Source organism: Tenacibaculum ovolyticum DSM 18103, assembly GCF_000430545.1.
GTDB lineage: Bacteria > Bacteroidota > Bacteroidia > Flavobacteriales > Flavobacteriaceae > Polaribacter > Polaribacter ovolyticus.
Window position 1 is genome coordinate 1 of the sequence record NZ_AUMF01000032.1, and the last position, 4,712, is coordinate 4,712.

General features: G+C 28.5%; 1 protein-coding gene. It reads right to left on the reverse strand.

The genetic code is table 11. The features are described from left to right. Positions 1–4,695, reverse strand: a 4,695-nt coding sequence (locus tag H518_RS0109935; RefSeq protein WP_043706835.1) for a non-ribosomal peptide synthetase, incomplete at its 3' end; no start/stop codon positions are given. Positions 4,696–4,712 lie beyond the last annotated feature (17 nt).

Sequence of the window (4,712 nt, forward strand, 5' to 3'; positions counted from 1 at the left end):
AGCTAAAGCTATATTATTAGGAGTTTTAATTACTTGTTCCTTAAAAACTGCTATAACTGATTTCTCTTTTGAATATCGTAAAGCTGTTTTATTAAGATCTTCTAGTAATGTAAATTCTTTTTTAGATAAGTAATCAAAATCATTTATTTTCTTATCTGGATTAGAAATGAAATAGTTAGATATTAAGGTTAAATGAGTTAACATTCTTTCTATTGTTTCATTTGAAAACAAATGAGTTTTATAATCTACAGATACTGTAATCCCATCATTTTCTTCTGTAAAACTAAAGAATAAATCAAATTTTATAGAACTTAAATCTTGTTCAAATTCTTCAATCTCAAAGAAATCATTTTTAATTTCGTTAATCTCTTTATCACTCTGAAAATCAACGAGTATGTCAAAAATTGGGTTTTTATTTGCTTCTAAAGGAATATTGAGATCGTTTACTAATTTATCAAATGGATACATTTGATACTTATAGCCCTCTAATAAGTTTGTTTTTACTTCATTTAATAAGTCATTAAAAGAGAATTCTTTTTTGATATTAGAACGAATAGCAAGAGTATTTACAAAGAAACCTATTTGATCTTCTAACTCTATATAATCTCTACCATTTGTAGGGGTACCAACAATAATATCATTCTGATCACTATATCTATATAATACTGTTTTAAAGAGTGACATTAGAACAGTAAATAGGGTTACTTGGTTTTCTTTAGCGAACAGCTTAACTTCTTTATATGATTGTTTAGACAATCTTATCTTTTGTGAAGCTCCATTGTTATTATTTTCACTTTCACGAGGCTTATCAAATGGAAGTTTCAAAGGTGTTATTTCATCAGAAAATTTAGTATTCCAGTATTGTTTAATACTATCAGATCCTTTTTGATTTAAGGTGTTATTTTGCCAAACACTATAATCTTTGTATTGTATTTCTAATTTACCTTCATCAGATTTCCCTGTTTCTACAATTAATTTATAATTTTCTAATATTCCTTCTAAAAGTACTTGTGCTGACCATCCATCAGAAATAATATGATGTAAAGTAAATAAGAAAACATATTTTTCGTTTTCTATTTTCAATAATTTTATTTCAAAAGGAGGTTTGTTTTCTAAATTAAAAACAAAATTAGCTTGTTCTTCTGCTATTGTTTTAGCTTTTTGAATAGGATTTGTTTCATTACTTATATCTGTATAACTTGGTGTGTATTGATAATTAGTAATTATTTTTTGCCTAGGAAGATCATCTCTAGTAATAAAGATAGTTCTTAAGATTTCATATTTATTAATAACCCCTTGTATTGCTTTATTTAATGTGTCAACATCTACATTACCAACTAATTGTAAAGCATAAGGAATATTATAATTTGTTTGACCTTCTTCTAGTTTATTAAGAACCCACATTCGCTTTTGAGCATGAGAAAGTTCATAATCTTGTTGTGTTGGAATTTTTTGAATTATTGCAGACGAAGTATTTTTTGGCTTTTTATTAGAAATAGTAATTGCCAAATCCAATAAAACAGGTTTGCTAAATATGTCTACTACAGAGATTTCTTCTAAATTGAAGTATTGTCGTATTCTAGCGACTAACTGTGTAGCTATTAATGAATGACCTCCTAATTCAAAGAAATTGTCATTAGTTCCTATTTTAGAAATACCTAATAATTCTTGCCAAATTTCCGCTAATTGTTTTTCTGTATCAGTTTTAGGCTCTATATGTTTTTCAGATGAAGTATCAATTGCTTCAATCTTAAGTAATGCTTTCTTATTTACCTTACCATTAGGTGTTAACGGAATTTCATCTAAAACTACCCAAAGTCTAGGCACCATATAGTCTGGTAATTTAGATTGTAATTTTTCTTGAAGTATATTATTATTTAATGCTCCTTCAAGCACTACATAACCTATTAAATTTTTAATAGATCTCCCATCTTCTTTAGCTAAAACACAACAGCTTATTACTTCAGAAAAACTAGATAAAGCATTTTCTATCTCTCCTAATTCTATACGATGTCCACGAATTTTTACTTGATCATCAATTCTTCCAACAAATTCTATTGTTCCGTCTGATAACCAACGCCCTAAATCACCTGTTTTATAAACCCTTCCATTACCTGTAAAAGGATTCGTAATGAATTTTTCTTTTGTTAGTTGATTAAGATTTAAATAGCCACGACCAACACCAACACCACCTACCCAAAGTTCTCCAATAACACCAATAGGACACAAATTCTCATGACTATTTACAATATAGATTTCCATATTTGCTACTGGCTTACCAATAGAAACTAAACCATCTTTTGGCGATTTAGTCATAATATGTAGTGTTACATCATCTGAAGCTTCTGCTGGACCATAAGCATTTACTACAGGTACATTAGGATATGCTTGGAACCATCTATCTAAAACATCTTTTGTTACTGCTTCTCCAGTAACTAAAAAATATTTTAATTTATGAAGTCTTCCAGCTTCTGTCGTCTCTAGCAAACTAGCTGTATAAGATGGTACTAATTGTAAAATAGTAACATCATCACTGGTTAAATTGTTTACAAAAGTTGTTGTATCTAATAGGTCTTTTTCTTTATAAATTGCTGTTTTTCCACCAACTAACAAGCTACTTAAAATTTGCCAAACAGAAATATCAAATGTAAAAGGTGCTGTAAAAGCAATTGTAGTGTTTTTATCTAACGTTAGTGTATCATTCATTAATAATAAATGATTCAATAAACCTTTATGTTCTATTAAAGCTCCTTTAGGAGTACCTGTACTTCCAGAAGTGTATATTACATAACTTAGTGAGTTAGGATCAATATTATGTGTTAACGGTTCTGTTCTTTTATTATGGTAAATTGCACATTCAGAATCTAATGCTATTACTTCAATATTTTTAATTAAAGTTGTATCAATTATATTTTCACTAGTTACGTCTGTAACTAGAATAGCACAATTAATATCTTCTAAAATATGCTTGATTCTAGAAGTAGGGTAATCTGGTTTTATAGGAACATAGGCTCCTCCTGCTTTTAAGATTCCTAAAATTCCTACAACCATATTGAAAGAACGTTCTAAGCAAATACCTACAAAATCATCAGCTACAACACCTTGTTCAACTAAATAGTGTGCTAGTTTATTTGAAAGCTTGTCTAACTCATCATACGTTTGTGTAGTTCCTTCAAATGATAAAGCTATAGCATTAGGATTGTTTTTTACTTGCGATTGAAATAAGTCTACTATTGTAAGGTTTTGATCGTAATTAACTTTTGTATAGTTAAAAGTATACAATAATTGTTCTTGTTCTTGGGTATTAAGTATTGCTAGAGATGATAAAGGTTGTGTTTGATTTAAAATGATATTATTTAACAATTCTTTATAATGTTCAAATATTTTTTGAACTGTTTCTTCCTTAAATAAATCGGTACAATATTCGATACTTAAAGAGATACCTGTTTCATGTTCATTTGCAGAAATATTTAAATCAAACTGAGTTGTTCCTTCCTCTAAATCATAAGGTGTTATTTTTAAAACCTCTAAACCTGTTTCTCTTAAAGCTGGAGTATTTTGCACACCAAACATAATTTGGAAGATAGGCGTAATACTCATATCTCTTTCTTCAATTACTTGCTCTACTACTTTATCAAAAGGAGCCTGCCCATTATCGTAACCTTCTAAAGTAGTTTCTTTAATTTCTTGTAGGAAACTTTTAAAACTTAACGATTGATCTACAGTACTTCTTAAAGCAATTGTATTAATAAAACAACCTATTATCTGCTCAACATCACTAGTATTTCTATTCGCAATAGGTGTACCAATACAAATATCATTTTGTCCGCTATACTTGGTTAATAATATCTTTAATCCAGAAAGCAATAACATAAATAAAGTAACTCCTTCTTGTTTGCATAAATGATTTAATTTATTTTTTAAATTAGTATCAAATTCTAGATATACTGTTGAACCAGCAGTACTTTGTATAGCCGGTCTAGCATAATCTGTAGCTATAGGAATAGGGCTAGTTCCTTTTAATTTATTTTCCCAATAAGATAGTTGAACTTCTAAAAATACTTCTGAGATATATTTTCTTTGCCAAATTGAATAATCTGAATATTGAATAGGAAGTTTCGGTAGCTTTAATTCTTTACCAACATATAAACTATCGTATATATCGGTAAATTCATCAGTGAAAATAGACAAAGACCAACCGTCACTAGCAATATGATGAAAAACACAAACTAAAACATAGTTATTATCTGGTAGTTTGTATAAACAAGCTCTAAATGTATAGTCTTTGGCTAAATCAAAAGGAGCATTCGTAAAGTCAATAATTACTTGATTTTCTAGAGAAGTATTTTCTATATTTTTTTGTGATAAAGTCCAATTATTGGATGCTATTAATTCTTGATAACCAATACCGTTTTTTTCTTTAATAACAGTTCTTAAAATTTCATGACGTTCAACAATTATTCTTAAAGAACGTTCCAATAATTCAAAATTAACATCGCCAGATAATTTTACACCTATAGGAATATGGTATTCTTTAGTACCTTGTAATTTATCTATAAACCATAAACCTTGTTGGCTATAAGACAACGGAATAAAAGCTGATTTATCTTGTGGAATTATTTCAGGAAGTAACGTGTTTTTAGAAAAATTGCTTAGTTGAGATGCAAATCTAGCAATAGTAGGTTGGGTAAACATTAATTTAACAGGTACTT